Origin of the sequence: Pseudoxanthomonas sp. JBR18 (assembly GCF_028198165.1) — a bacterium.
Taxonomy (GTDB): Bacteria; Pseudomonadota; Gammaproteobacteria; order Xanthomonadales; family Xanthomonadaceae; genus Pseudoxanthomonas_A.
The window spans coordinates 2,836,284-2,862,326 of the sequence record NZ_CP116339.1; the positions used below are offsets into that span (position 1 = coordinate 2,836,284).

A 26,043-nucleotide genomic window follows, 5' to 3' on the forward strand; every position below is an offset into this window, starting at 1 on the left:
CCATGCACGCGCCCCTATAATCGCTGCAGGAGCGCCCGCCACGGGCGTGGGGTGAGGGGAGCGCAATGGGAACGGGAATGATCCTGGCCGCGGTGATCGTGGTCTTCGTCGTGGTCACGCTGTTCAAGGGCGTGCGCGTGGTGCCGCAGGGCTTCGAGTACACGGTCGAACAATTCGGCAAGTACACCAATACGCTCTCGCCGGGGCTGCACATCCTGATTCCCTACATGCAGGGCGTGGGCCGCAAGGTCAACATGATGGAGCAGGTCTTCGACGTGCCCTCGCAGGAAGTCATCACCAAGGACAACGCGGTGGTGAAGGTGGACGGGGTGGTGTTCTTCCAGGTGCTGGACGCGGCCAAGGCGGCCTATGAGGTGTCCAACCTGGACCAGGCGATGATCGCGCTGGTGCAGACCAACATCCGCACCGTCATCGGTTCGATGGACCTGGACGAATCGCTCAGCAACCGCGAGACCATCAACGCGCGCCTGCTGGGCGTGGTCGACCACGCCACCAGCCCGTGGGGCGTCAAGGTCAACCGCATCGAGATCAAGGACATCCAGCCGCCGCGCGACCTGGTCGACGCGATGGCCCGGCAGATGAAGGCCGAGCGTGACAAGCGCGCCTCGATCCTGGAGGCCGAGGGCGCGCGCCAGTCGGAGATCCTGCGCGCCGAAGGCGAGAAGCAGAGCGCCATCCTGGAGGCCGAGGGTAAGCGCGAGGCGGCCTACCGCGAGGCCGAGGCCCGCGAGCGCCTGGCCGAAGCCGAAGCCAAGGCCACCACGCTGGTGTCGCAGGCCATCGCCGAGGGCGATGTGCAGGCGATCAACTACTTCGTGGCGCAGAAGTACGTGGAAGCGTTCAAGGAACTGGCCACCGCGCCCAACCAGAAATTCGTGCTGATGCCGATGGAGGCCTCCGGCATGATCGGCTCGCTCGGCGGCATCGCCCAACTGGCGCGACAAGCCTTGGGCGAGGATCCGGCGCGCCCGCCGACCGTGCCCCCGCGCGTGCCGCGTCCGGGCGCCTGACATGGCCACGCGTCTGGCGTTCTGGGCGGTGCTGGCGCTGGTGTTGTTCGCGGCCGAGGCGCTGGTCCCCGGCGCTTCGCTGATGTGGCTGGGCTTGGCTGCCGCGGCGATGATGGCGGTGATGCTGGTCGCTCCGGGCCTGGACATCCTGCCGCAGGCCATTCTGTTCGCGGTCTTCGCCATTGCCTCGCTGCTGGTCTACGGGCGCTGGTTCCGTGCCCGTGCCCAGGTCAGCGACAAACCGCTGCTCAACCGCCGCGCAGAGCAGTTGGTCGGCCAGACCGCTGTGCTCGAGCACCCCATCGTGCGCGGCCGCGGCCGCATCCAGATCGCCGACACGTACTGGAGCGTGGAGGGTCCGGATCTACCGGTTGGCACTGCAGTGCGGGTCGTGGCCACCGATGGCATGACTCTGCAGGTGGTCGAGGCCTGATCTGGTTCAATGATGTCACGCGCATTGGCATGGGTCTGTCTGGTCCTTGCGCTGGTCGCGCCCCATCTGGGTGTTCCTTTCTTCCTGTACCCGATAGCTGGCTTGGTGTTGTGCCGCGCGGCGCTGAAGCTTCAGGGAATGCGCTGGCCGGAAGTGGGCGTTTCCGGATCCCGCTGGCGCTGGTCGCAGCTTGTACTGGGATGTGTCCTTGGCAGTGTGTGGGGGCTGGTCAATTTCCTGGTCCTGGGTCCCTGGATCGTGTGGCTCACCGGCCTGCGTCCAGACTTTTCGGACTTCGTATTCGTACAAAGGGGGGTAGGCAGCCTGCTCGCGGCCTGGAGCGCGGCGTGGCTGATTGGCGGGCTTTACGAAGAATGGGTCTTTCGGGGCGTGCTCCATGCGTCGCTCCGTCGCATGACGATGCCGGGGCGGGCAGGGGCGGTGATGGCGTTCTTGGCCACCAGTTCCGCTTTTGCGCTCTACCACGTGCAACTCGGGATTTTTGGCGTGATCAACGCGGCACTGCTGTGCCTGCCGCTCGGGTTGCTCCAGTGGCGCTATCGGCAGCAGCTCGCTTCGCTTGTGGGATTCCACGCATGCTCGGACATGGTGGCCCTACTTCTCATCCCCCTGGGGCGCATGCCAGGGTAAGGCGGGCTTGCTTCTGGGATAATGCCGGCTTCTTTGAACGGACCAGGCCATGACCCAGAAGACCATCCTCAACGACAGTCACCGCGCCCTGGGCGCCAAGATGGTGGATTTTGGCGGCTGGGACATGCCGATCAGCTACGGCTCGCAGATCGAGGAACATCATGCCGTGCGCCGCGACGCCGGGATGTTCGACGTCAGCCACATGACCGTGGTCGACCTGCGCGGGCCGCGCACGCGCGAATTCCTGCGCTACCTGCTGGCCAACTCGGTGGACAAGCTGAAGAAGCCCGGCAAGGCGCTTTACACCGCCATGCTCGACGAGCGCGGCGGGGTCATCGACGATCTGATCGTGTATTTCCTGGACGAGGCGTTCTTCCGCCTGGTGGTCAATGCCGCCACGCGTGAGAAGGACCTGGCGTGGATCAACCGCCAGGCGCAGGCCTATGGCGTTGAAGTGACCGAGCGCCCCGAGCTGGCCATGGTCGCGGTGCAGGGGCCCAACGCGCGCGCCAAGGTGATCGGCCTGTTGCGTGAGGAAGACCGCGCCGCCGCCGACAAGCTCGGCCGCTTCGCCGCGCTGGAGGCCCGCACGACCGACGGGGTGGACCTGTTCATCGCCCGCACCGGCTATACAGGCGAAGACGGCTTCGAGGTCGTGCTGCCGACCGAGGCGGCTGTGGCGTTCTGGAGTGCACTGGTGGATGCCGGCGTCACGCCGGCTGGCCTTGGCGCGCGCGACACCCTGCGCCTGGAGGCGGGCATGAACCTCTATGGCCAGGACATGGACGAATCCGTCTCTCCCTACGAGGCGGCGATGGGCTGGACGGTGGCGCTGGACGAGGGCCGCGAGTTCGTCGGTCGCCCAGTACTGGAGGCGCAGCAACTGCAGGGCGCCCCGCGCCAGCTGATCGGGCTGGTGATGGACGACAAGGGCGTGCTGCGCCACGGCCAGAAAGTCCTGACCGCCCAGGGCGAGGGCGAGATCCTGTCCGGAACCTTCTCGCCGACCCTGGGCAAGGCCATTGCCTTCGCCCGCGTGCCAGCGGGCGAGCCTGGTGCGGTCCGCGTCGACATCCGGGGCCGCGAGGTTCCGGTGCGGGTCGTGAAGTTTCCTTTCGTGCGCGACGGCCAGGCCCAGCCTGGCGTCCTGGAGTAGAACGCCATGGCCGAGTCCATCGATTACTTCGTCAGCCTGATTTCTCCCTGGTCCTACCTGGGCCACCAGGCGCTGATGGACACGGCCAGGCGACATCGGGCGACGGTGAAGGTGCGCCCGGTGCGGATCTTCGACCTGTTCGCGGAGGTCGGCTCGCTGCCGCTACCGCAACGTCCGCCGGTGCGGCAGTCGTATCGCCTGATCGAGTTGCAGCGCGTGCGTGCCCAGCGTGGACTGCCGCTCAACCTGCAGCCCAAGTTCTATCCGGTGGACGTAGCCCTGGCCGATCGCAGCGTGATCGCCCTGGTCGAGCAGGGGCACGATCCGGCCGGCTACATGGCCGATGCGTTCGCCGCGCTGTGGGTCAACGAGCAGGATCTGGCCGAGCCGGACACGCTGGCCGCGCTGCTGGCCGCGCGCGGCTTCGACCCTCAGGCGGTCCTGCAGGACGCAGCCAGTGGGCGCATCGAAGGCATCTACGCGGACAATACGCAGGCGGCCATCAAGGCGGGCCTGCCCGGTTTACCCGGCTACGTGCGCTTCAACGAGCCGTTTTGGGGGCAGGACCGGATCGAGATGCTGGACGCAGCGCTGGCCAGCGAGCGCCCGCCCTACCGTGCCGGGTGACAAGTCGGCGACGGCTTTGGCTAAACTTGCGTCCTTCCCTTCATTCATGAATTCGACCGGAGCACCCCCATGAGCGAGATCCCTGGCGATCTGAAATTCCTCAAGTCCCACGAGTGGGCCCGCGTCGAAGGAAACGGACGGGTCACCGTCGGTATTTCCGACCACGCCCAGAGCCTGCTGGGCGACCTGGTCTATGTCGAGCTGCCCAACGTGGGCGACACGGTCACCACGGGCAATGCCAGTGCCGTGGTCGAGTCGGTCAAGGCGGCTTCGGACGTCTACAGCCCGGTGTCGGGCACCGTGGTCGAGGTCAACGAGGCGCTGTCCGACAAGCCCGAGACGATCAACGAAGACGCCTATGGCGAAGGTTGGCTGTTCGTCGTGGAGATCAGCAACGCCGACGAGTTGGCTGAACTGCTCGACCCGGACGCTTACGCCGAGCAGCTCGAAGACGAAGCGTGACGCAAGCCTCCGGGGGTTCGCCCGGAAGAACGCATCACCCAACGCCGCGTCCGAAAGGACGCGGCGTTTTCTTTTCCGACGACGCGACCTGTGTGATGCGTGCGGGTGCAAGGGCGGGTGCGATGCGTGCTGCGTCGTCGACAAGGCGTCTGCAAGCGCGAAAAAGTTTGCGCAGTTCGCGCGGATCGAAGCTTGTGCAACGCGAAAAGCGGCGCGGATCACGCGAGAGAAATCAGCCGCGATTCAACTCCGCGCACAGGGCATGCACGGCATGCGTCGCATCGACGGCGTGTCTGCACGGCAACGTGCATGCACGCGAAGCCAAGCAGGAAACATCATAAAAAAAGCACTCTGCTTGAATGCATGTACGCACCTGCGGTGCCGTTGGATGATGCGATTGGCGGCGACGCGAACGCGGTTGCCGGAACATCGACTGGAGGGCGCGTAAACACGCGCGGAAATTTTTCTGAAAAACGGTTGACACCTATAAAAACCGTGATTAGGTTTCGCCCCAACGTACCTTCGCACCACAACGCAAGCGAGCCGGTCATCGCGACGAAACGCACAACGACAAGGTCGCCCACCCGTACCCCGAACAGGATGGTCGAAGGCTTCGCTTCCCCCGAGGAAACTCAGCGCCTGATTCAACTGGACACCTGCACCGCACCGGTCGCGGGTGTCTTTGCTTGGATCGGCCAACGGCATGCGCGCGTCGCGCTGCCGAACAAGATCCGCCCCAGCGCGCATGGCGCGTCGGCGGCTGCATGCGGGTCCGACTCCCGCTGCGTTTCAAGTACTGGGCCTAGTACTGGATGCTTCATCCAATAGTTCACTGACGAGGAGCCATCACATGGCAACGAAGAAAGCTGCAAAGAAATCGGCCAAGAAGGCCACCAAGAAGGTCGCCAAGAAAGCGCCGGCCAAGAAGACCGTGAAGAAGGCCGCCAAGAAGGCTGCTGCCAAGAAGGTCGCCAAGAAGTCGCCGGCCAAGAAGGCGGTGAAGAAGGTCGCCAAGAAGGCCGCTGCCAAGAAGGCCGTCAAGAAGACTGCCAAGAAAGCCGCCGCCAAGAAGGCTGTGAAGAAGGCCGCCAAGAAGTCGCCGGCCAAGAAGGTTGCTAAAAAGGCTGCCGCCAAGAAGGCCGTGAAGAAGGCCCCGGCCAAGAAGGCCGCCAAGAAGGCTGCACCGAAGAAGAAGGTTGCCAAGAAGAAGCCGGCCCCGGTCGCGCTGCCGGCCACTCCGGCGCCGCTGATCTAAAGAAGGCCGCGGCAACTGCCGCACGCAATACCGGAATGCCACTGCGAACCTTCTCCCCGGCGCCCAGCGGGGAGAAGGTTTTTTTTGCGCGCCGGTCAGACGTGGCGCAAGCGGTGATCTGCGCCATGCCTCGAAAAGCAAAACGCCGGGAATGACCCGGCGTTTGCGTTGAGGAGACCCAGACCAGGATCAGCGTGGCGCGGCCACGGACCTGCCGGCCGAGGCGCCGGGCTCGTCGTCATCGTCCCTGCCATCGTCGTCGGCCACGTGCATCGCGGCCGGGAGCGGGCGTCCATGGGTCTGGGCCAGTAGCAGTTGCTTGCCCATGTCGGTATTGAGCCACTGCTGCGGCGGCAGGCCCAGCGCCGTGTCCAGCACCGTGGGCAGCAGGGCGGAGGGCAGGTGGCTGGTGCTGTTCCAGAGGATCGCCACGCCGAAGTCACGTCCGGGCACCAGGGCGATCAATCCGCGGTACCCCTCCACGGCACCAGCATGAAACACCACCTGCTGACCGGAATAGTCGAGCACGCGCCAGGCCAGAGCGTAGCTGGCCGAATCCACGCGCGTCCCCCGCCAACCGGCATGCATTTCGCCCGGCGTGGTGATCAACGGGGCATGCAAGGTGGCCAGCAGCGGCGCAGGCAGGACGTCGGGACGATGCCCCAACTGCGCCAGCAGCCACTCGGCCATGTCGCTGGCGCTGGCGTTGACGCCGGCGGCCGGCGCCAGGCGGTAGTAAGTGGGCTTGGGCGCCAGCGAGGTCCAGCCGCGCCGTGCACGCACATGCGGTTTGGCCCAGCTGGCACTGTGTTCGATTCCGGCCAGACCGATGCTGGCGTCGTTCATGCCCAGGGGCTTGAAGATGCGCCGATCGACCGCCTGGTCGTAGAAACTGCCCGTGGCGGCGAACACCACGTCGCCCACCAGGCTGAAGGCGACGTTCTGGTACTCGTAACAGGCGCCCGGCTTGCAGCCCAGCGGAGCGGTCGCCAGCTTCTGCGAGACGGTGTAGTAGTCGGCGTTGTTCTCGATGTCGCGGTCGAAGGCGTTATGCCAGCGCAGCCCGGTCCGGTGGCTGAGCACGTCGGCCACGGTCACCTCGCGGGTGGCGGTCGGGTCACTGAGCTGGAAGCGCGGCACGTAGTCCACGACCTTGCTGTCCCAGCGCAGCACGCCATCGTTGACCAGCAGACCGGTCATCGTGCTGGCGAAGGCCTTGGACAGGGAGGCGAGGCGGAACACGGTGTGGCCGTTGATCGGCTGCGGATGGTCGACGTCGGTCACGCCATAGCCGCGTGCGCTGACGATACGTCCATCCTGCACGATCGCCATGGCCAAGCCCGGGACGCGTTCGCCCACGGTCAGGTCATTGGCCAGGGCCTCGAACGCTGCGACATCGAAGCCGGGGGCGACCGGGCGGATCTGTGCTGGCTTGAGCGCGGTGCGGTACGGCAGCGGCTTGGTCGGCGACTGATAGGGTGCCGGCGCGGCGCGCCAGGCCTTGGCTGCGGCAGGAGACGCTTCTGCGACAGCGGTCACGGCCGTCGCCGGTACGGCGGAAAGCGTGGGCGTCTGCGCGGTGGAGGACAGGGCCAGCGGCAAGAGCATGGCCAGTGAGCTCATCCGCAACGATCGCGCACGGCGGCGCCCGCTGTGTTCATTCATGTGCAAAACGCCCGCGTAAGACCTGCTTGATTCGATCATAACGCTGCTTTCGGGCGATGCACAAACGGCAGGAGATTGCGACGGCATCTTGTTCATCCTGTTCAGTTTTTTGATGTCCCCCAACAAGGGGAATTGCATCTGCCGTTCCAATCGACGCCCGCCAATTTTCCGGCGGCTGGAAATCTTCACCGGTAGCGCAGGGCAGGCGCGACCAAAGCATCAAAGACGACACCGCGAGCGCAGGTGATCATCGTGCCGATGCCTCCCCCCAACCCCTCCGCGCAGCGCAACGATGCTGGTGGCCTGATCGGCCTGAGCTTTGTCCTGGTCTGGTGCACCGGCTACATCGCCGGCAAGCTCGCCGTGACCCACGCCGCCCCCCTGACGTCGCTGGTGCTGCGCTTCGGGCTGGCGGCGGCGTTGTTCGGCGTCATGGCTGCGCTGGCGCGCGTACGGCCATGCAGGCGCGCCGACGTCTGGCACAGCGCGGTGACCGGCGTGCTGATACTGGCGATGCACTTCGGCGCGGTCTACGTCAGCTTCCAGTGGGGCGCCAATGCCGGCGTGTCCGCCTTGGTGATCGGGGCCATGCCTCTGCTGGTGGCGCTGGTATCCACGCTGGATGGCAGCGACCGGCTGGGGGCCGTGCGCTGGTCCGGCATGGCGCTGGGCCTGCTCGGCGTGGCGCTGGTGGTGGCCGATCGGGTGGATGGCGCCACGCCACTGCGCGCCTGGGCCATGCTGCTGCTCGGCTTGGCCGGCATCACGGCGGGCACGCTGTACCAGAAACGGCACGCGGCCCACGTGGACATGCGCCTGGGCCTGGCGCTGCAAAACGGCGCGGCAGCGCTGGTCTTGCTTCCGTTCGCGCTGGGGGAGGGCTTCGACTTCGACCACCGTATGGCGTTCTACGCGCCGCTGGCCTGGCTGGTCCTGGTCAATTCGATCGGAGGCTTTGCCCTGCTGTTCCTGCTGATCCGCCGTGGGGCGGCCACGCGGGTCGCGGCGCTGTTCTTTCTGATGCCGCCGGTAACGGCGGTCTTCGGGCACTTCACTCTGGGTGAGCATCTGACCGCGCTGAAGGCCGCCGGGTTCGCATGCGCTGCCTTGGGCGTGTGGCTGGTGACCCGCGGCGGCCGCGACTGAAATCGGATCGCGCGCATCGCAGGAACATTGCGGCGCACGGGGCATGCTGGCGATGCTGCGATGCATCGGATACCGTGCGCGCGTATCGCCTCGATGAGTCCTCCCCATGCTGGTGTGTGCGTGTCAGTCCCGGACGGAAAGCCTGTGAGCCTTCCGCAGGAATCGGTCGGGTGGCTTGGGCGCTTCCGCCATGCGCTGGCTGAGTCGCCGCCACTGATCTGGTCGTTCCTTTATTTCTTCTGCTTGCTCAGCGGTTATTACGTGCTGCGGCCGGTGCGTGAGGCGATGGGGGCATCCTCCGACGTGACCGCCGTGTTCCCGCCAGCGATGATCGCGTTCTTCGCCGAGCACGGGGTCGCGTTGGGGCACTTCACCCTGCAGGTGCTGTTCACCGGCACCTTCCTGATCATGCTGCTGCTGCAGCCGGCGTACGGGTTCCTGGTCAGTCGCTATCCGCGGCGTGTGTTCCTCCCCGTGGTGTATGGCTTCTTCATTGCCACCCTGCTGGTGTTCTACGGAATGTTCCGTTGGCAGGTACCCGGCCGCGGCATGGCGTTCTTCCTGTGGCTAGCAGTCTTCAACCTGTTTGCGGTGGCGGTGTTCTGGAGCTTCATGGCGGACGTCTTCAGCAGTGACCAAGCGCGGGCTTGCTATGGCTACATCGGTGCGGCCGGCACCATCGGTGCGCTGGTGGGGCCGGTGCTGGTGCGGGTCCTGGTCGGGCAGTTGGGGGTAGGCAACATGATGCTGATCTCCGCTGGTTTCCTAGCTGCATGCGTGGTGTGCATCTTCAAGCTGCGCGGGTGGGCAGTGAAACGCGAGCAGGAGCGCGGCCTGGTCTCCGGCGAGGTGCCGATGGGCGGCGACGTGCTGGGTGGACTGAAGCTCATCGCGCGTGAGCCGGTCCTGCGCTGGCTCGCTGTCCTGGTACTGATGGGCGTCGGCGTGGGGACCATGCTCTACAACGAACAGGCCGCGATCGTGCGCCGCACGTTCACCAACCCCGCCGACAGCGCACAGTTCTACGCCAACATCGACCTGGCGGTGAATGGACTGACCCTGCTGCTACAACTCACCCTGACCCGCCTGCTGCTATCGCGTTTCGGAATCGCTCCGGGCTTGCTGGTCCCTGGCTTTGCGATCGTGATTGGCTATGCGGCCCTGGCTGCCTCGCCGCTGCCGCTGCTGGTGGCGGTGGTGCAGGTGGTGACACGCACCGGCGAGTTCGCGCTGGCCAAGCCTGCGCGCGAGACCATCTACACCCGGGTCGGTCGTCAGTGGCGCTACAAGGCCGGCGCGGCCATCGACACCGTCATCTATCGTGGTGGAGACCTCAGCTTCGGCTGGATATACAAGGCGCTGTCGGGCCTGGGATCGCGCGCGGTGTTCATCGCAGGACTGTTCCTGGCAATGGGTATGACGGCGGGTGCGTGGCGCCTGCTGCGCGCAGCCGAACGACTGCCGTCCGGGGGCGATGCCCAAACCGGCGACGCGGCGGTCCGGCGAGCACGCGCGGGCACCTGAATCAATCAACCAAATTCCTGACACCGAGGAGGTGTGGACATGCCACCGATCGCAATGCTGCTCTCTGTGCTTGTCGCCATCCTGCACCTGTGGTTTCTGGTGCTGGAAATGGCACTATGGACCAAGCCGCTGGGCTTGAAGACCTTTCGCATGTCGCCGGAGAAGGCGCAAACCACACGCGTGCTGGCCGCGAACCAGGGGCTCTACAACGGCTTTCTGGCCGCCGGCCTGCTCTGGGGCGCGTTGCTGTTGAAAGACCTGCGCGTGGCCGCCTTCTTCCTGATCTGCGTCGTCGTCGCAGGTGCGTACGGCGCCGCCACGGTGAGTCGTCGGATCCTGTGGATCCAGGCCGCGCCGGCGGCGCTGGCGCTGGTCTGCCTGGTGGCGAACGTCTAGGCGCGCGCCGGCTTGGGCGACACCCACATGTCCACGCGTGCGGTGAAGACGATTTCGCCACCTGCATCGCGCACGGCGACATCGACCGGTAGCGCATAAGCTTCGCTTGATTCACGCAGCGGCTCGGCTGGCGTGGCCACGGCATGCTGGGTGCCAACGGCTTTTTTCAGGTATTGCACCGACATCCCTTTGGGGATCCAGCGCATCGACGGCGGCAGGCTGGCATCGGTCACCAGCCCAGCGGTGAGTTCGGCCAGGTTGCAGAGCGCGATCGCGTGCACGGTGCCAATGTGGTTGTGGACGCGACGACGGTCGGCGATGCGCGCTTCGCAGCGACCCGCCTCCAGTTTGACGATGCGAGGGCCGATGCTGCTGAAGTAGGGGGCCTTGAGGCACACCGCGCGGGAGAACAACCAGTCGCCGGCAGGCCAGCGCTGGAGGCGACGATACAGCGTGAGAAGTGATGCGGCCATGGTGCGCTCCGGAGACGGCAACGGCGGACCCTTGAGTCCGCCGTTGTGTGACTGCCCTTGTTGGATGCGTTATGCCGCTTCGCGTGAAGCGGTCTCCCTGGCATCTTCGCGATAGCCCGCCGAGCGCAGTTCGGCCGGATCGAAATCGTCCACGCTGATCGTGTCCATGGTCAGGGCGCGCAGCTCTTCCAACTGCAGACGCTCCTCGGCGCTGATGACGCCTTCGCGCACGGCCTCGTCCAGCTGGGCGGTGTAGTCCAGCGCTTCGATGCCCTTGGTCTTGAGGGCCTTGAGGAACTTGCGTTCCACCGGTTCGGCCGCCACCGCCTTGGCGAGGTAGCTGGCGATGCGCCCACCCGGGTTGTTCTCGCACGGGGTGAGGAACACGCCGCCTGCGAGCTGGTCGCGTGCCGCGTTGGGTGCCATCAGCAGCGCGGCGACGCGGTGGCCCAGACGATCGCCCGGCGCCTCGGCACGGCGGCCCCACGGGAAGATCAGTGCCCACATCAACCAGCCGACCGGACGGATCGGGAAGTTGCGCAGGGCCGCCGACAGCGCCAACTCGATCTCGTGCACGCTGTGGTGGAAGGCCCAGGCCAGCAGCGGACGCTCGGCCTGCGGCGCGCCATCGTCGTGGTAGCGCTTGAGCATCGCGCTGGTCATGTAGATGTGGCTCAGCACATCGCCCAGGCGACCGGACAGCGATTCCTTGAACTTCAGCTTGCCGCCCAGCATCAGCATGGACACATCGGCCATCAGGGCGAGGTTGGCCGAATAGCGGTCCAGCTTGCGGAAGAAGCGCTTGGTGTAGTCATCGCCCGGCGCCGCCCCGATGCGCGCGGCGGTCAGGCCAAACCAGAACGAGCGCACCGCGTTGGAGATGCCGAAGCTGATGTGGCCGAACAGGCTACGATCGAACGCGTCCAGGCCCGCGGCGCGGTCCGGGTCCTGCGCGGCCTTCATTTCCTTCATGACCCACGGATGGCACAGGATCGCGCCCTGGCCGAAGATCAGCAGGCTGCGGGTCATGATGTTGGCGCCTTCGACCGTGATGCCGATCGGTGCGGCCTGCCAGGCGCGACCAGCGAAGTTCTTCGGCCCCAGGATGATGCCCTTGCCGCCCACCACGTCCATCATATCGGACACGACCTCGCGGCCCATCGTGGTGCAGTGGTACTTGGCGATCGCCGACGGCACCGACGGCACGTCGCCGCGGTCCACGGCCGCCGCGGTGGCCTGGGCCAGGGCGCTGATGGCGTAGGCCTTGCCGCCGATGCGAGCCAGGGCTTCTTCCACGCCCTCGAAGCGGCCGACCGACAGACCGAACTGCTTACGGATGCGCGCGTAGGTGCCGGTCACCACTGCGCCAAACTTCGCGCCGCCCGAGGCGGTGGAGGGCAGGGTGATCGAACGGCCGACGGCCAAGCACTCGTTGAGCATGTTCCAGCCCTTGCCGGCCATGTCGGCACCGCCGATCAGCTGGCTCAGCGGGATGAAGACGTCCTTGCCATGGATCGGGCCGTTCTGGAACGGCGAGTTGAGCGGAAAGTGACGACGACCGATGTCCACGCCCGGGGTTTCGCGCGGCAGCAGCGCCAGGGTGATGCCGATGTCCTTGGTGTCACCGATCAAGCCATCCGGGTCGTACATGCGGAAGGCCAGGCCGATCAGCGTGGCCACCGGGGCCAGGGTGATGTAGCGCTTGTCGAAGGTCAGCTTGACGCCCAGCACGTTGGCGCCGTTCCACTCGCCTTTGCAGACGATGCCGTAATCGGGGATCGAGGTCGCATCGGAGCCGGCGAACGGACCGGTCAGGCCGAAGCAGGGCACTTCCTGTCCGGCGGCCAGGCGCGGCAGGTAGTAGTCCTTCTGTTCCTGGGTGCCGTAGTGGACCAGCAGTTCGCCCGGCCCCAGCGAGTTGGGCACGCCGACGGTGGAACTGGCGACCGAGGAGATCGAGGAGATCTTCTGGATCACCTTATGGTGCATCAGCGCCGAGAAGCCCAGGCCGCCGTACTCCTTCGGGATGATCATGCCGAAGAACTTGTGCTGCTTGACGAAGTCCCAGACCTGCGGCGGCAGATCGGCGCGGACGTGGGTGATGTCCCAGTCGTCGATCATGGTGCACAGCTGTTCGACCGGACCGTCGATGAAGGCCTGTTCTTCAGCGGTGAGCTGCGGCTTGGGATAGTTGAGGAGCTTCTGCCAGTCCGGGTCACCGGTGAACAGCTCACCCTCGAAGCCGACCGAGCCGGTTTCCAGGGCGATGCGCTCGGTCTGCGACAGGGGCGGCAGCACCTTGCGGAAGAACTTCATCATCGGCGCGCTCACCAGCGCCTTGCGTGAGGCGGGCAACAACAGTGGCAAGGTCACCGCGGCCACGATCACCGCAGCGACGACGCACGCGGTGGCGTTGGCGCCCAGGAGCCAGCACGCCACGAGCAAGCAGGCACTGATGGCCGCCCAGAAGGCCAAGCGAAGGCGATGATAGGCGGCGAATGCACCCGCCAGCAGAACGGCGACAAACGGGACCAGGATGCTCATGAGCGTGCTCCGGAAGCGGAATCGGGGACAGTATTGAAGAAACGGGAGGAGGAGGGTGACAGTGTTCGCAGGAAGTCCAGGACGGCATCGGTGAACGCGTCGTTGTGGTCGCCAGCCAGCATGTGCCCCGCGCCGGGCAACTGGACATGGCGGGCCTGGGGCACCATGGCCTGAAAGCTGCGGATGCCGGCATCGGAGACCATCTCGCTGCGGCCTCCGCTGATCAGCAGGACCGGGCAGCGCACGCTACGTGCGGCATGGGCGATGTCGTCCTGATGTCGCGCGCTGTCGCGCACCAGATCGTCGATCAACCTGGCATCCCAATGCCAACGCCATCGGCCATCGTCGCCCTCTTGCATCAGGGCGGCCAGTTCTTCCGGCGCGCGACGCGGCCGATCTGGCAGGTAGGCCGCCACCACATCCGCGGCCTGCTCCAGCGATTCGAAACCCGCCGGAAACGCCGTCGCGAACTCCAGCACCTTCGACAGGCCGGCCTGCTCCCAGTGCGGCGTGATGTCGACCAGCACCAGCGCCGAAAACAGGCCCGGCCAGCGCGCCTCGGCCAGCAGCCCGAACAGACCGCCCATCGAAGCGCCGACCAGGACCGGCGGGGCAGGATGTTCACCGGCCACGATGATCAGGTCATCCACGAACTGCTCGCCTGTATAGGCCTGGTCGTGGGGGTTGCGCTGGGAGGCTCCATGACCCCGGGCGTCGTACGCCAGACCGCCATAGCCATGGCGCGCCAATGTCTGGCCGGTTCGACGCCAGGCTTGGTGGGTCTGGCCGAAGCCATGGCTGTACAACACCTCCAGCGCATCACGCTTGGCGACGGGGGCCGGCGTGAATCGCACTCCGCTCAGCCCCATGCCACAGGCCCCGATCAGCCTCGCCGCAATCGGGTGCTCGTCGGGGTGATCGAGAGAGGGTGATGTCGTAACCATACGCAATAGTATGGGAGTGCGTTCGCGCCCACGTCAATCCATACAAGCGTTTGATCGGAAAGGATTTCGATGCTGCGGCGCAGCAAACGTACCGCTGCATTCCCGGCCGTATGGTTAAATGCGGACATGAACACACCTGCCGTGCCGACCCGGTCTTCCACTTCCACCCGCGCGCCTCGACTGAGCGCCGACGACTGGGCTCAGGCGGCGCTGGATCTGGTGGCCGAACAAGGGGTCGCGGCCGTCGCGGTCGAGCCGCTCGCGCGGCGTCTCGGCGTCACCAAGGGCAGCTTCTACTGGCACTTCCCCTCGCGCGACGCGCTCCTGCAGGCAGCGCTGGAACGCTGGGAGACGGTCGAGCAGGAGAGTGTGTTCGGCAGCCTTGAGGTCGTGCCCGATCCGCGCGAGCGCCTGCGTCAGCTGTTCCTGCTGGTGGCGCATGAGGCCAAGTCACACATTATCTATAGTGAGCTGCTCAAGGCCCTGGACCACCCGGCCGTCCAGCCTGTCATCCAGCGTGTGTCCCAGCGCCGCATGGACTACCTGGTGGCCTCCTTCCGGCAGGCTGGCCTTGGTCGCACAGACGCCCAGCACCGGGCCCGCTTGGCGTATGCGGCCTATGTTGGCTTCCTGCAACTCTCCCTACAGCTCCACCAGCCACGCATGCAACATGAAGAGTTCGACGACTACGTCAACCACGTGATCGCGGCGCTGATTCCCTGCTGAGGCTGACCATACCCAGCGCGGCGTCTTTATTGGTGAAAGGTGTGGGTTGTCAAGACTTCGGGAACTGTCCTTCAATGGCGCGGAAGTTCGCACCCGATGCTTTCAATCAATTTCTCGGCGCGGGGGGCGGACGCCGGTCCCGATGCGTATTAGGTCCCGTCCCAAGGACTCATGCTGCTTCGAAGCGGGCGCGTACCGGCGGGGGACGAGCAGCAAGTGAGGCCTTGGGGCGTGCCAAGTCAGGCAAAAATTCCTCCTCGAAGAGTTTGCCCGGCGGTCTCTAACCTCAAGCGCAACGCTATAGGTATAATGGGCGTCTATTGCGAGCACCTGAGCGCCGAGGAGCGCGGGACGATCATGGCGTTGCGGCAGCGCAAGGTCTCCGTCCGCGAAGGGGCTCGCGTGTTGGATCGTGCGCCGAGCACAATCTGCCGCGAACTGCGCCGCAATGGCGATCACACCGATTGCCGGCGACCTCCCATCGAACGCCTACGCCACAGCCCTTGATACCAGGCTACCCTTGCCGGCGCGCGCCAGATGCCTGCGTCGCAAGCCACGCACCCCACGCAAACTCGATCCACGTGGCCGGTTCTGGGGCCAGGTCTACAGCCTGTTGGCGCAAAGATGGTCGCCCCAACAGACTGTGGGCAACCTGGGCAGGGTGTCGCACGAAACGCTCTATAGCCATCTATGCCATGCCGCGCGGCGAACTGCGTCGTGAGCTGATCGCGTTTGTTAGGCCAAAGACACGGCAAGCGACAGCCACACTTACTCGGTATTGATCCGCGTGGCCAACTGCAAGAGATGGTCAGCATTCACGTGCGAGCGCCCCGAGGTACAGGACCGGCTGGTTCCGGCGCGCCGGGAAGGAGGCTTCATCAAGGGCGTTGCCAAAGGAAATGGCTCTGCAATGGGCAGCTGGCCCAGTGGGCCGGCCTGTCGATCTACTTCAGCGACCCACACAGCCCCTGGCAGCGTGGAATCGGTGAGAACTCCGACGGTTTGCCGCGCCAGTTATCCGCCTAGGGGCACGGACCTTAGCGTCTACACCCAGCATCAGCTCGACGCTATCGCCTTGGAAATGAACCATCAACCACGCGTCTCGATGAACTACCGCACCCAATGGGGAGTGTTCCTGCCCGCCCAAAAGACAGACTGGATCGATCAGGTGTTGCTGTTGGGACTTAAACTGCCCCTGAAAAAATTGCATAGCCCAAAATGTTTAGACGCTTTGCGCAGTGGGAAAAGTGCTTGGATTGCCAGCTTGGGCTGGGCTGAGCGCATTTTTCCTTGCACTTCCCAAACATACGCAAACAGCGTCCTGCCGTGGAGCGTGGTGCCGTTGAGGGCTTGTTAGGCCCGTCTGGGGAACCTTTTTGATCTGTGTCATCCACTTCCCCGGCTGACTAAGATCGACGCCCTGATCAGCGCTGGAGCAGGTGCTTTCGGCGGTCCTGCCGCCTGAATCACCAAGGGTTTCGTAGACACCTACGAGCCGCCTGATTGCTGCTTCTCGAACTCTACAGGCGACACGCCCCCGGCGGAACCATGCCGGCGCCTCGGGTTGTAGAACATCTCGATGTAATCGAAAACCTCGGCCCTGGCTTCGGCCTGGTCGGTGTAGATCCTTCGCTTGATCCGCTCGCGCTTGAGCAGTTGAAAGAAGCTCTCCGCCACCGCGTTGTCATGGCAGTTGCCCCTCCGGCTCATGCTGCAGACGATCCCGTGCGCTTTCACGAACGACTGCCATTGCTCATCCGTGAATTGCGTGCCCTGGTGAGAGTGCGGCAGCAGGCCCGGTTTGGGCTTGCGGCTCCAGACCGCTGCAAGCAGCGCCTGCAGAACGACGTCTGCATGCTGAGTCGAGCGCATCGCCCAGCCGACGACCTGGCGCGAGAACAGATCGATCACCACAGCCAGGAGCAGCCAGCCAGCATGGGTGCGGATATAGGTGATGTCCGTCAACCAGAATGTTGGCAGCCACCAACGCCGCCGCCACACCGCGCGGCCTTGGCATGCGCTTGTAGCCGACCATGGCGCGAAGCCCGTCCTCCTTCATCAAACGTCCCACCCGGTGCCGGCTGCAAGTTTCGCCCTGGTCGCGCAGGTCCAGCGTCACCTTGCGATGACCATAGACACCACCGCTTTCCAGCCACGCTTGCTTGATCGAGCCCAGCAAGCGCTGGTCCTCCTTGGCCCTTCCGCTGAGCGGTGCTCGCAGCCAAGCGTAGTAGCCGCTGCGATGCACGCCCCAGCACGCAACACATCGCTGCCAGCCGGAACTCGCGTGCGTGATCCTTCATGAACGCGTACTTCACCCGGACGTCTTGGCAAAGCACGCGGCGGCCTTTTTTAGGATGTCCCGCTCCTCAGTGACGCGACGGAGCTCGGCCTTCAGGCGGCGCATCTCAGCGCTCTGTTCGACCTCGGACGCGAGGCTACCGGCCCTGGGGCTCCTGCATGTCCGGATCCAACGGTAGAGACTGTACGTCGTGATCCCCAGGCGCTCGGCCACCTCCGCCACGCGATGGCCCCGCTCGGTGACCTGACGTACCGCTTCAATCTTGAACTCGTCTGTGTATCGCTTCCCGCTCATTGGCACCTCCTGCATCGCCATTGTGGATGGCTCCGAGGTGTCTACAAAAGGCTGGGCGATTCAGGGCGGCAACAGTCCAACTGCAAGATGTAGGTGACAAGACGTTTGCGCTCATTTCGCGATCTGTTGCGAATTGATTAAGAATTTGTCAATAATTGGGTAAGGCTCACACTAAGTGACGTGAGCTGACAATTTTGACAACTGGGGAAATTTGATGAGTACGATGAGCCGCACCCTGCGCCGCGCTACCTTGTGCGTGGCTTTGAGCATGAGCATCGCGTCCGTCGCGCATGCACAGTCCACCACGGGCACCATCTTCGGACAGGTCTCGGCCGAGCCTGGTACAACTGTCCTGATCGAAAACACCGCAACAGGGCAGTCGCGCACCGTTACTGTGGATGCGGCAGGCCGTTATCGGGCTACCGCATTGCAAAACGGCGTTTACAAAGTCACCCTACTTAAGGATGGACAAGCTGTTAGCACTCGTGAGGACGTCAACGTGCAGATCGCTGGCGGTACGGAAGTATCGTTTGCCGGTGATGCTCAGGACCTAGACCGCATCGTGGTGAAGGGAACCGGGATGTCGCCGATTGACGTTTCCTCGGTTGACACCCTCACCGTGTTCACCGCTGCAGAGTTGAGCAAGATCTCCGTGGGGCGCAGCATTGAGTCGGTGGCGCTGCTTGCACCGGGTGTGGTTGGTGCCGATTCTCGCTACCCTGGAACGGCTTCTTTTGGCGGCTCGGCGGCGTCAGAAAATGCCTTCTACATCAATGGCTACGCCGTCACCAACCCGCTGACTAATCTTGGCTCCACCACGCTGCCGTTTGATGGCATCAGCCAGCTCCAGGTGATCACCGGTGGTTACGGCGCCGAATTTGGGCGAGCAACCGGCGGTGTTGTTAATATTGTGACCCAGCGTGGTACGAATGAGTTCAAATTTGGGGGGCTAGCCACATTCAGTCCCTCTGGATTGCGCTCTGACTACAAAAACATCCGCTATGAAAACAACGGTACCTCCAGCGATGGTTTGGTCTACCAGAAGCGCGATGAGAACAGCCGCCAGGAATTCTCTTACGCGATGTCGGCCAGTGGTCCAATCATCAAGGATCGCCTGTTCTTTTATGTCGGCGGTGAGATCACGCAACAGGACAGGGTTGGTGTGTTGGCGCGTCCAGGTAGCGCTACAAGTGGCTACCAGGCATCACGGTACGATATCCCACGCTGGCTGGCGAAGTTGGACTGGAATATTACCGACAACCACGTACTTGAGTTCACGGGGGTGTCCGACGTCACCAAACAGCGCGTGGATTACTACGGTTTCACCTACGCCGGCGGTCAGGATGAGTTCTCACGCTCGTATGATAAAACCGGTGGTTACTACTACAAAGACGGTGGAGAACTGTACATTGGGAAGTACACCGGCTACATAACTGATGACCTGACGGTGAGCGCCCTTTACGGCAAACAGCATCAGGATCACGAGGCTATTCCTGACGGCTATGACCCCAGCGTCACCTACGTGAGTGATTCCCGTGGCGGGGCTTCGCCTGTACAGTTTGGGTCATACGCACAGCTTGCGTTCCCCGATGCATACGATGAAACTGATGGTGGCCGCTTCGACATTGAATATCGTCTGGGTAACCACACGCTTTGTGCGGGCTATGATCTTCAGAACCTCGAGTCGCGCTCTGGCCAGGTGACCTCTGGTCCTGGCTACCGCTGGATCTACAATACCTGCGCTCCTGGTGACACATTGATTCCTGGCGGCGGTGGCGCGGCTTGTCCGGGTGGTAATGGCGACTATGTTTCGCAGTATAAGTACGCTAATGGAGGTACTTTTAAGGTCAAAGAGTATGCCTATTATCTGGAAGATCGCTGGCAGATCAGCGATAACTGGCTGCTCTCGCTAGGTGTCCGCAACGAGAACTTTGAGAACTACAACGCCGACTCTGTGGTTTATGTCGAGCAGAAGGATCAATGGGCGCCGCGTATCGGCGTGAGTTGGGATGTTAATGGTGACTCTACGCTGAAGATCTATGCTAATGCCGGCCGCTATCACCTCGCCATGCCTAACAACGTGGCGTTACGTGGCGCTGCAGGCTCGTTGTTTACGAACGAGTACTTCTCCTTTACCGGAATTGATCCGAATACGGGTGCTCCGCTGGGTATCGCACCCTTGGGCGATGGTCCGTATTCTTCCAACCGGGAATACGGTCAGGCACCGGATCCGCGTACCGTCGCGGCGCAGGGCCTGAAGTCACACTACCAGGATGAGGTCATCCTCGGTTTCCAGCAGCAGATCAACGAGGATTTAACCGTCGGTGCACGTTACGTGTATCGCACCCTGCGTAGTGCTATTGACGACATGTGCGATTATCGTCCCGCTTATGCATGGGCTATCGACAATGGTTATTCGGAGGAGGTTGCCGAGAATCTCGGAAACGGACTTGCTTCTTGCCGTCTGTTCAATCCTGGCGAGGCCAATACCTTTCTGCTAGATGACGGCAGCGGTAACTTCGTCCAAGTTCCGTTGACGGCTGAGGAGCTGGGTTTCCCGAAGCTCAAGCGCATCTATCAAGGTGTGGATCTTTTTGCGGAGCACCCGTTTGATGGCAAGTGGTATGCCCGTGTGGACTACACCTTCTCGCGCAATTACGGTAATGCAGAGGGACAGCTCAATTCCGACGTCGGCCAGGGAGACGTCTCGCAGACGCTTATCTGGGATCACCCAGAATTGATGGAGCATTCCAACGGGTATTTGCCGAATGATCGACGCCACTATCTGAAGTCCCGTGGTTTCTATCAATTGACGCCAGAATGGCGTGTGTCGGCGACGGCAACGATTCGCTCTGGGCGCCCGAAGAGCTGCACAGGTTATTACCCGAATACACCGGAGAACGAAGAGTTCAATTCCTTGTATGCGTACGGTGGCCCGTATTACCATTACTGCAACGGCGAGGCGTCGGCACGTGGCACTAATGGTCGTCTGCCCTGGGAATACAAGCTTGATATGGGCCTGAGTTATATTCCGGCTGCAGCGGCTGAACGCTTGGAGTTCTCAGTGGACGTGTTCAATGTCTTTAACAAGCAAGTGGCACAGAACATCGTGGAATATGGCGAGAATGGTGGTGTGGGTCGTCCGTACAACTCGACTAACCGCGTGATCAGTTACTCGGACCCCCGTTACGTTCGCTTCGCGGTGCGTTGGAATTTCTAAATAGGACTGCGGTATGGAAAGAAAGGGCCGCCTAATAGAGTAACGCCGGTCAAATAAGCGCCGAATGGCGGCCTTGGTGCGAAAGGGGAGCGTGTTCACCACGCTCTCCTTTCGCCGTGTGTCCGATGTCGGTAATTCCCCGCAGATTAGCGGATGCTGTTGCGTCCTCGTTTTCCGAGTCAGTCCGAAATACAGGTGGCGGATGAGGCCATGGAGTATGCGGCGGGTGAGCTTCCGCCAAGTGCGCAATGAGTGCGCTGGTGGTTGTATCGATATCGTCGATCTTCGGTTATGCAGCGGACCTCATCCAGGCTGGTGAAGACTGACCTCCTCCCCGTACTAGGCCCGAGCGGAACTGGAAAATTCGGCTTTGGGTTGAGGGGTGAATCGGGCGGCGAACTTGGCGGGCGGGACATCGCCGATCGATGAGTGCGTCCGGAAATGATTGTAATCGACCCTCCAGCTTTCGATCTTCTGGCGAGCGTCATCCAGCGACAGGAACCAGTGAGTGTTGAGGCACTCGTCTCGGAAGCTGCCGTTGAACGATTCGATAAGCGGGTTGTCGGTGGGTTTGCCGGGACGGGAGTAATCCATGACCACGCCATGGTCGTAGGCCCAGCGGTCCATCACGATCGAGATGAACTCGCTGCCGTTGTTAGTCTGGATCCGCTGCGGCAGATCACGCTGGTGGCGAAGCCGCTCCATTACCGCCACAACGTCATCGCCCTTGAGATGTTGGTCGACCTCGATGGCAAGGCTCTCCTTGGTGAAGGTGTCCACGACCGTCAGGGCCCGGAACCGGCGTCCATCGAACAGGGCGTCCGCAACAAAGTCCATACTCCAGACCTGGTTGGGGGCCGTCAGCACGGTGCGCTCCAGGCGATGTGCCGCGGCTTTGCGTCGACGCGGACGCTTGCGCCGCAGGTTGAGCCCGGCTTGGCAATACAGGCGGTACACGCGCTTGTGGTTGGCCCTCCAGCCTTCCCGGCGCAGTAACACGAAGATCCTCCAGAAGCCGTAGCGGACCCGAGCGGCGGCAATCTCCTCGATCCGCTGAAGCAGTGGCGCATCATCGTTCTCCCGAGGCTGGTAGTACCACGCCGAGCGGCTCTGCCTCACCACTTCGCAGGCTCGGCGCACGCCGACGCGGTAACGGTCGATCAGATGGCCCACGAGCGTCTTGCGCTGCGCGGGCCTCAGAGCTTTTTTGATAAGACGTCCTGCAGCATGACCTTGTCCAGGCTCAGATCGGCGACCAGCTGCTTGAGCTTGCGGTTCTCTTCTTCGAGCTGGCGTAGCCGGCGCAGCTCGGCCACGCCAAGCCCGCCAAACTTCTTGCGCCAAGCGTAGAACGTCGCTCCGCAATGCCCATCTTGCGACACACCTCGCCCACCGCCATCCCCAGCTCGACCTGCTTGAGCGCGTACGCAATCTGCTCCTCGGTAAAACGGGACTTCTTCATCGCCCGATTCCTCGTGATCCACGGGGCCCGTGCGGGGCGAAGTCTCTACTTTACGTTGGCTCGGCTTTCTGGGGGGGGGGCACAAGGCCAAGGCGCGCGACTGTAGCGCCATCCGCTTGCGGATGCGCGAGATCACGCAGACGCGCATCCACTATGGTTGCGAGCGGGTGCTGGTGATGCTGCGCCGGGAGGGGTGGCGCGATAACCACAAGCGCGTGCATCGCATCTACAAGGAAGAAGGCCTGTCTTTAAGGCATTGCCGGCCGCGTCGCAGCCGGAGCAGCCGTCGCAGGCAGCCGATCACAATTGCGACCGCACCCAACACGCTGTGGGGCATGGACTTCGTGAGTGACGCATTGTTCGACGGCCGTCGCTTCCGGCTGTTGCCGGTGCTGGATCACTTCACGCACGAGTGTCTGGATATCGTCGTCGATCAGTCCCTGCGTGCTGACGACGTGGCTGAAGCGGTGACGCGCCTGGTTGTTCAACGCGGCAAGCCGGAAGCGATCAAGGTGGATAACGGCAGTGAATTTGCTGGCAAGGTGCTGGACCGTTGGGCGTATGAGGCTGGCGTTGAGCCGGATTTTTCCCGCCGTGGCACACCGACGGACAACGCGATGGTGGAAAGCTTCAACGGCCGGCTGCGGCAGGAGTGTCTGAACGAACATTGGTTCTTGTCGTTGGCCGATGCGCGGAGCAAAATCGAAGCATGGCGGCGCTTCTATAACGAGGAGCGTCCCCACAGTGCACTGGCATGGAAAACTCCTGCGGAATTCGCCCGAGAACACGGGTCCCAAGCGAATTCCCAGGTGCCGAAGAAGGTCGGAATCTCTACCGGCTGATCGCCCAACAGTGGCGCGATCAGAGATCCTGCTCGTACCGCACGTACGGGACGGTGCCGTCGTCGGCGATCGGGGCGTCCGGGGCAAATGGATTCTTGCCGCTGGTGACGATGTTTTCCGCGCCCACGGTCAGCTGGCCGCTCCACGGGGTGCGCCAGGTCAGTCCAACACCAAGACCTTCCCACTTGCCTGGTTGGCCAGGGGCATCGATGACGCGGCCGATGATGCTGCCGCTGAAGGGGCCGTAGCCTCCGCCAAAGCTGAAGCTCTTGCTGTTCCAACGATCGGGGATGATGCTCAGCTCTGAGGCGGGTACCAGCCGTGCCCGCGCTAGCGTGCCGCCGATGGTGACAAAGCCCTCGCGGCCGATGTTCTTCTGCCCGAATACGGCCAGATCGTTCTGCTCGAAGCGTCCAGCCGACGAACTGCCGGGAGACATCCAGGCCGGCAGGGTGTCCCGACCGGTTCCCACGCTCAATCCTAGCTTGCCTTCCGGGCGACTCAGGCTGGCCGAGGCGTTGAAATGCTGGTCGTTGCTGGAGGACGCGTCGTCATTCACCATCGCCACATTGCAATAGGCGATCAGGCTGCTGATGCTGCTGCCGATACCATTGCGGTTGTTGCACAGCAGCCCCAGCGACTCGCTCGAATCCAGGCCGAATGCGGCGCTCAGGGTGTTGCGCCCCAGCCGCCAGCGCGCCCCGGCAGCGGCCTCGTCGGTGGGTTCGAGAATCAGGGCGCCTTCGACCTGGCCACGGCTGTTCCAGACAGGCAGCATCGTGGTCCCCGCAGTGGCATTCCCGCGCGTTTGGGCATGCGCACCCATGCTCGCCGAGGTGGCGAGCAGCAGCGCAAGCAGCGAACGGCGGAAAGGAAGGCGCATCGTGCGACTCAGACAGACGGGACGGGAAGAAGTTCCCATCACGTGAGGGTTACGGAAAATTATCCGATTTATGTTTATTTAACAAGATCTGCGTGAAGGCGCTGTGTCAGTACGTGATCTCGCTCACTGCAGGCGCTCAGGTCCCTGCGCCATGAGCGTTCCGGGCGCAAAGAGCGCCTTGATCTGGTCGGGGCTGAACAGGTAAGACCGGCCACAGAACTCGCAGCGGACCTCGGCCGTGCCTTCCTCGGCCGCGGCCATGGCTTCTTCCTGGCCTAAGGAGGCGAGCATGCCTTCGACGCGTTCGCGAGAGCAAGAACAGGCAAAGCGCAGAGGCTGCCGATCCACGATGGCAACTTCTTCCTCGTGGAACAGGCGGTGCAGCAACTGGGCCGGTGGGGTCTGCAGCAGCTCATCGCGACCGAGCGTCTCGAACAGCATGCCGGCCCGCCGCCAGCCATCGGTATCGCCTTCGTCGCCGGGGAGCTTCTGCAGCATGATGCCGGCAACCTGGTCGGCATCTGCTGCGAGCAGCAGGCGGGTCGGCAACTGCTCGGAGTTGCGGAAATAATCCTCGAAGGCGCCGTCCAGCGAAGGCGCTGCCAGCTCCACCAGGCTTTGGTAACGCTGCGGTTCGCGGGGATCCAGCCCGGGATTCTCGATCGTGATGGCCAGCAGCGCGTCCTTGCCAAGGGCGGTCAGGTCCGACGGAGCATCAGCGCCTTCGGCCAACTGCACGATGCCGCGCACGGTGCCGGCCGAGGTGCATTCGGCAAACAGGGTCCGCATGCCGCCGCTACTGCGCAGTTGGATGGACAGGCGTCCGTCGATCTTCACGTGGCCGGTGAACAGGGCGGAAGCCGCCACGGCCTGGCCAAGCAGGTCGCGCGCGCGATCAGGATAGGCTGCCGGCTCCAACAGCGTGGTCCAGGCCTGGTCCAGGCGAACGCAGACGCCGCGCACGCCGGCGACGGGCAGAAGGAAACGAAGGCGCGTGTCGCGCGTGTCATCGATCTCGGACATGGCAGGATTTCGGCGTTGTCGCCACAGGCGGGAATTAACTTCCTATCGTGTGGGCGATGAGCGGCCATTCCAAGTCGAGGCGGGCAGGGAGCTGGCGGCTGTGGGCCCCCGGAGGGGCTTCATGCGCCATGCCAGGCTCGCATGCGGGCCGATAGGGCGATGGCCAGGCGGGGGCGTGGCAAAGGTCGCGTCAGAAAGCGCGGGACGGAGGTTAACATCGTCGGGATGCCCGACCCGCAACTCAATCATGAGAGCCCTGTTGCCGATGTGCCGCTGCGCCGGAGCCGATGGCGGCGTTGGCGCCGCTGGCTGCTCGCGCTGCCTCTGCTTTTCGCGGCTGGTAGTGCCTTGCAGGTGCTGGTGCTGCGCTTTGTCGATCCGCCGTTTTCGGCCTTCATGGTGACGCGGCAACTCGACGCCTGGGGAGACGGGCAGTGGGCGTTTCATCCGCGCTACGCGTGGCGCGATTTCGACCGGATCGCACCAGCACTTCCGCTGTCGATGATCGCCGCGGAAGACCAGCGCTTCGCCACGCATTCGGGCTTCGACCTGCAAGCCATCGAAAAGGCCAGAGCGCACAATGAGCGCGGTGGCAGACTTCGCGGCGCCAGCACCATCAGCCAGCAGGTGTCCAAGAATCTTTTCCTCTGGTCCGGCCGCAGCTATGTGCGCAAGGGCATCGAGGCCTGGTACACCGTGCTGATCGAGCTGTTCTGGCCCAAGCAGCGGATCCTGGAGGTCTACGCCAACATCGCCGAGTTCGGCGACGGGATCTATGGGGCGCAGGCCGCATCGCAGGCGTTCTGGGGGATCGATGCGTCCCGGCTCAGTGGCGACCAGGCCGCCCGACTGGCCGCGGTGCTGCCCGCCCCCGGACGCTACAGCGCGAGCAGGCCGGGCCCCTACGTGCAGCGACGGGCGGCCTGGATACAACGTCAGGTGCGACAGCTCGGTGGCACCGCTTACCTGGATGAGCTGGAGTGA

20 protein-coding genes and 3 pseudogenes are annotated in these 26,043 nt (G+C 63.6%); 14 read left to right on the forward strand and 9 right to left on the reverse strand.

Annotated elements, in window-relative coordinates; genetic code table 11:
- The first annotated feature begins 65 nt into the window (after positions 1–65).
- The 7 genes from PJ250_RS12720 to PJ250_RS12750 all read left to right on the forward strand — a co-directional run bounded on the left by PJ250_RS12720 (position 66) and on the right by PJ250_RS12750 (position 5,615).
- Positions 66–1,031, forward strand: coding sequence for an SPFH domain-containing protein (locus tag PJ250_RS12720; RefSeq protein WP_271644942.1), 966 nt, complete (start codon positions 66–68; stop codon positions 1,029–1,031).
- A 1-nt stretch (position 1,032) separates the two neighbouring features.
- Entirely contained in the window at positions 1,033–1,464 is a 432-nt protein-coding gene (locus tag PJ250_RS12725; RefSeq protein WP_271644943.1) for an NfeD family protein, read from the forward strand.
- A gap of 9 nt (positions 1,465–1,473) precedes the next feature.
- Positions 1,474–2,115, forward strand: a complete 642-nt coding sequence (locus PJ250_RS12730; protein ID WP_271644944.1) for a CPBP family intramembrane glutamic endopeptidase — start codon at positions 1,474–1,476, stop codon at positions 2,113–2,115.
- Between the two features lie 49 nt (positions 2,116–2,164).
- Positions 2,165–3,271, forward strand: a complete 1,107-nt coding sequence (gene gcvT, locus PJ250_RS12735) for a glycine cleavage system aminomethyltransferase GcvT (RefSeq protein ID WP_271644945.1) — start codon at positions 2,165–2,167, stop codon at positions 3,269–3,271.
- A gap of 6 nt (positions 3,272–3,277) precedes the next feature.
- Positions 3,278–3,898, forward strand: coding sequence for a 2-hydroxychromene-2-carboxylate isomerase (locus PJ250_RS12740; RefSeq protein WP_271644946.1), 621 nt, complete (start codon positions 3,278–3,280; stop codon positions 3,896–3,898).
- A 69-nt stretch (positions 3,899–3,967) separates the two neighbouring features.
- Positions 3,968–4,360 carry a glycine cleavage system protein GcvH gene (gene gcvH, locus PJ250_RS12745; protein ID WP_271644947.1) on the forward strand — a complete coding sequence of 131 codons (393 nt, stop codon included), beginning with the start codon at positions 3,968–3,970 and terminating at the stop codon, positions 4,358–4,360.
- A 703-nt stretch (positions 4,361–5,063) separates the two neighbouring features.
- The gene (locus PJ250_RS12750; protein ID WP_271644948.1) at positions 5,064–5,615 is read left to right on the forward strand and encodes a hypothetical protein; all 552 of its coding nucleotides are present in this window, start codon (positions 5,064–5,066) and stop codon (positions 5,613–5,615) included.
- Positions 5,616–5,804: 189 nt separating this feature from the next.
- Here the strand turns inward: PJ250_RS12750 and PJ250_RS12755 are convergent, their stop codons facing one another.
- On the reverse strand, positions 5,805–7,280 hold the full coding sequence (locus tag PJ250_RS12755; RefSeq protein ID WP_271644949.1) for a serine hydrolase domain-containing protein: 1,476 nt from the start codon (positions 7,278–7,280) through the stop codon (positions 5,805–5,807).
- A gap of 258 nt (positions 7,281–7,538) precedes the next feature.
- On the opposite strand from PJ250_RS12755, the gene PJ250_RS12760 reads away from it, so the two are divergent.
- The 3 genes from PJ250_RS12760 (at position 7,539) to PJ250_RS12770 (ending at position 10,346) form a co-directional block, all read left to right on the forward strand.
- The gene (locus PJ250_RS12760; RefSeq protein ID WP_271648622.1) at positions 7,539–8,426 is read left to right on the forward strand and encodes a DMT family transporter; all 888 of its coding nucleotides are present in this window, start codon (positions 7,539–7,541) and stop codon (positions 8,424–8,426) included.
- 144 nt (positions 8,427–8,570) lie between these two features.
- Complete coding sequence (locus tag PJ250_RS12765; protein WP_271644951.1) at positions 8,571–9,950, forward strand: NTP/NDP exchange transporter; 1,380 nt, start codon at positions 8,571–8,573, stop codon at positions 9,948–9,950.
- Between the two features lie 39 nt (positions 9,951–9,989).
- A complete protein-coding gene (locus PJ250_RS12770; protein WP_271648624.1) occupies positions 9,990–10,346 on the forward strand; it encodes a DUF1304 domain-containing protein in 357 nt (118 codons plus the stop codon).
- Here the strand turns inward: PJ250_RS12770 and PJ250_RS12775 are convergent.
- The 3 genes from PJ250_RS12775 to PJ250_RS12785 form a co-directional block, all read right to left on the reverse strand.
- Positions 10,343–10,819 carry a hotdog fold domain-containing protein gene (locus PJ250_RS12775; protein WP_271644953.1) on the reverse strand — a complete coding sequence of 159 codons (477 nt, stop codon included), beginning with the start codon at positions 10,817–10,819 and terminating at the stop codon, positions 10,343–10,345. The genes PJ250_RS12770 and PJ250_RS12775 overlap by 4 nt on opposite strands.
- A gap of 69 nt (positions 10,820–10,888) precedes the next feature.
- Positions 10,889–13,363: an acyl-CoA dehydrogenase gene (locus PJ250_RS12780; RefSeq protein ID WP_271644954.1), complete on the reverse strand. Its 2,475-nt coding sequence runs from the start codon at positions 13,361–13,363 to the stop codon at positions 10,889–10,891.
- Positions 13,360–14,217, reverse strand: a complete 858-nt coding sequence (locus PJ250_RS12785) for an alpha/beta fold hydrolase (RefSeq protein WP_271644956.1) — start codon at positions 14,215–14,217, stop codon at positions 13,360–13,362. Before PJ250_RS12785 ends, PJ250_RS12780 begins: the two co-directional genes overlap by 4 nt.
- Before the next feature lie 216 nt (positions 14,218–14,433).
- On the opposite strand from PJ250_RS12785, the gene PJ250_RS12790 reads away from it, so the two are divergent.
- Positions 14,434–15,033, forward strand: coding sequence for a TetR/AcrR family transcriptional regulator (locus PJ250_RS12790; RefSeq protein ID WP_271644958.1), 600 nt, complete (start codon positions 14,434–14,436; stop codon positions 15,031–15,033).
- A gap of 1,488 nt (positions 15,034–16,521) precedes the next feature.
- Here PJ250_RS12790 and PJ250_RS12795 read toward each other — a convergent pair.
- Positions 16,522–17,629, reverse strand: a pseudogene (locus tag PJ250_RS12795) (IS3 family transposase).
- 223 nt (positions 17,630–17,852) lie between these two features.
- Here PJ250_RS12795 and PJ250_RS12800 point away from each other — a divergent pair.
- Positions 17,853–20,849: a TonB-dependent receptor gene (locus PJ250_RS12800; protein WP_271644959.1), complete on the forward strand. Its 2,997-nt coding sequence runs from the start codon at positions 17,853–17,855 to the stop codon at positions 20,847–20,849.
- Between the two features lie 339 nt (positions 20,850–21,188).
- On the opposite strand, the gene PJ250_RS12805 is transcribed toward PJ250_RS12800, so the two are convergent.
- Both PJ250_RS12805 and PJ250_RS12810 read right to left on the reverse strand, forming a co-directional pair.
- Entirely contained in the window at positions 21,189–22,061 is an 873-nt protein-coding gene (locus PJ250_RS12805) for an IS3 family transposase (protein WP_271648626.1), read from the reverse strand.
- Positions 22,046–22,311: pseudogene (locus PJ250_RS12810) on the reverse strand (transposase). Before PJ250_RS12810 ends, PJ250_RS12805 begins: the two are co-directional and overlap by 16 nt.
- 80 nt (positions 22,312–22,391) lie before the next feature.
- On the opposite strand from PJ250_RS12810, the pseudogene PJ250_RS12815 reads away from it, so the two are divergent.
- Positions 22,392–23,153: pseudogene (locus PJ250_RS12815) on the forward strand (IS3 family transposase); the annotation flags it as partial.
- Positions 23,154–23,172: 19 nt separating this feature from the next.
- Here PJ250_RS12815 and PJ250_RS12820 read toward each other — a convergent pair.
- Both PJ250_RS12820 and PJ250_RS12825 read right to left on the reverse strand, forming a co-directional pair.
- On the reverse strand, positions 23,173–24,036 hold the full coding sequence (locus PJ250_RS12820; protein ID WP_271644960.1) for an XOO1806 family protein: 864 nt from the start codon (positions 24,034–24,036) through the stop codon (positions 23,173–23,175).
- Between the two features lie 123 nt (positions 24,037–24,159).
- Positions 24,160–25,059, reverse strand: a complete 900-nt coding sequence (locus PJ250_RS12825) for an Hsp33 family molecular chaperone HslO (RefSeq protein WP_271644961.1) — start codon at positions 25,057–25,059, stop codon at positions 24,160–24,162.
- Positions 25,060–25,284: 225 nt separating this feature from the next.
- Here PJ250_RS12825 and mtgA point away from each other — a divergent pair, with 225 nt between their 5' ends.
- Positions 25,285–26,043, forward strand: a complete 759-nt coding sequence (gene mtgA, locus PJ250_RS12830) for a monofunctional biosynthetic peptidoglycan transglycosylase (protein WP_271648628.1) — start codon at positions 25,285–25,287, stop codon at positions 26,041–26,043.